This window comes from Camelimonas fluminis (assembly GCF_014656355.1).
Taxonomy (GTDB): Bacteria; Pseudomonadota; Alphaproteobacteria; order Rhizobiales; family Beijerinckiaceae; genus Camelimonas; species Camelimonas fluminis.
In genome coordinates, this window is the sequence record NZ_BNCG01000112.1 from 1 (window position 1) to 2226 (window position 2226).

The 2226-nt window shown below is 58.0% G+C and carries 2 protein-coding genes; both read right to left on the reverse strand.

From position 1 onward, the window contains the following. A partial coding sequence (locus IE243_RS22565) for a response regulator (RefSeq protein WP_191321531.1) occupies positions 1-430 on the reverse strand: 430 nt, incomplete at its 3' end. A gap of 19 nt (positions 431-449) precedes the next feature. Continuing rightward, positions 450-2226, reverse strand: a 1777-nt coding sequence (locus IE243_RS22570; RefSeq protein ID WP_191321532.1) for an HWE histidine kinase domain-containing protein, incomplete at its 5' end; no start/stop codon positions are given.

The window sequence follows — 2226 nt, forward strand, 5'->3', positions numbered from 1 at the left end:
TGCTGCCATGGGCATACGCCTCGGACCCAATCAAGGCCGTGGCCTGAGAACAGCGGTTACTTTGATCCCCCGGCTGCAAAACATCAGCCAACCGGGATGCTTCATGGGGCTTGGGCAGGAAAACCGCCCCTGCCGGCATTTCGTCATCAGTGGGAACCGTTTGTCCGGAGGTTATGATAATCCTTACATCGGGCCTCTGCCCCGCGACGATCCGCGCCAACTCCAGACCATCTATGGAGCCCGGCATATCCACATCGGTAAAGAGCACCTGAAATCCGTCTTTACCCTCCACGATTGCCAGCGCGTCGTCGGCATTCCGGGCTTCCAGTGTATGGAATCCTGCCTCTTCGATCAGGTCCACCAAGTCCATCCGGATCAACGGTTCGTCTTCAACAACGAGGATCGTCAGGGGCTTTTGCGTTTGATCCATATCGAGCCTTCCAACGTCATCAGACCAATTCCCTGATGACGCTCATAGGCAATTGGAACACAGCAACAAATCCGTTTGGGTCATAACGCCTGGAAACCGTGCCAGTTCCTGCAATCCCCATCTGAATGAGACGAGAACCAAAGCCTTTTTGCTTCGGCTCGGATACAGGGGGCCCGCCCTTCTCTATCCATTTCAAATTAAATGTCTCGTCGCCTCCGTCAGCGCCTATGCTCCAGTGAACCTCCACCGTTCCAGATTGCGTCGAAAGTGAGCCGTACTTGACGGCATTTGTAGCAAGCTCATGGAATATCAGGGAAAGGGAGAGGCCCGCCTTTGGCCCAAGCCGCATGTCCGGACCGGACAGCACAAAGCGGGGCCGATCCGCATGAACCTCCAGGACCCGTTCCAGAACTGCGTATATCCGCGCTGAGGACCACGATTCCTGCAGCAGCACATCATGTGCCTTGGCCAGGGCATGTATCCTGGCCATGAAGGCTTCCACCGCCTCTCCTGCTGTGGTCTTCCTCAAGGTCTGGGACGCAATTGCCTGCACCATGGCCAACGTGTTTTTCAACCGGTGGCTCAGTTCATGGTTCAGGACGCGCTGATGCTCTTCAGCTTCGATCCGTTCGAGGGTAGCGTACGTCCGGTCCGCAACCCGGCGTGCAAATTCAATTTCATCCCTGGACCATGACCGCGGCTTGCGATGCAGTATGAACAGCACCCCCTCAAGACGGCCGCGGTCAAGAACGGGAGCCATCAGGAAAGACCGCGCTCCCAGTTCTGAAAATATTGGCATATCTCCGGCTATCCGAGCATCAGCTACCGCGTCCGCAACTACAACCAGTTCACCGTCTGCCAGCATTTCCAGTGTGCTGGGTAGCTCGGTGAGAAGATGCCGGCCCCTGATGGGCAGCAACCCTGGCGCGAGATGTTCCGCCTGCACCACGAACGAACCTTCATTCTGGTCAACAGTGGCATAGCCCAGCCGGTCCGCCCTGAAGACCTCTGCAAGCGCTTCGACAGCGTGGTGTGTGGCTTCGGCAAAAGACCCGGCGTCACGAAGACGGTCCCCAAGGGACAGGAGAGCCGCGGTGTGGGCGTCACGCTGCTTGCTGCTCGTGATGTCCATCACGACACCGACCATTTTCAGCACTTTGCCGTCTGGCGCCCGGACAAAACGCGCCCGACGGGCTATCCAGCGAAGCTCACGGTCATTTCTCCGGCGAATGCGATATTCAACGTCCAGCTTCGCGGTTCCCCGAGCGCGGCTGTCTTTGTCTGAGCGCGCGCTCTCATCGTCACCAACAATCAGGGACTCCAATATCGAGGCCGGATAATTCGGTTGTAGAGGCAGACCGAAGACCCTGCAGAATTCCTCCGAGACCTCCAGTTCGTCGCTGGCTACATCAAGCTCGAAAATTCCAATGCCCGCGGCATGCTGTGCGAGACGCAAACGTTTTTCGTCCGTCCGGATCAATTCGTTCTCGGCCGCCAGTCGCTCTGCCACCAATGTGCGCCGTGAGTTGAGGCGCGTCTGAATAGCGTTCTGCCGGGCCAGATTCTTCAACGCCTGCCGCAGCTCAAGCTGGACCATTACCTGGCGCGCCAGAATGCGGAGCGCGTTCTGCTGGACTGGCGTCAGTTCCCTCGGCTGGTAGTCAAGGACGCATACCGTTCCAATTGGATGGCCCTCGTCCGTCTTGAGCAACGCCCCTGCATAGAACCGAAGATGGGGCTCTCCGGTCACCAGAGGATTGGCGTCAAAGCGGGAGTCCTGCGTTGCATCCGGAACG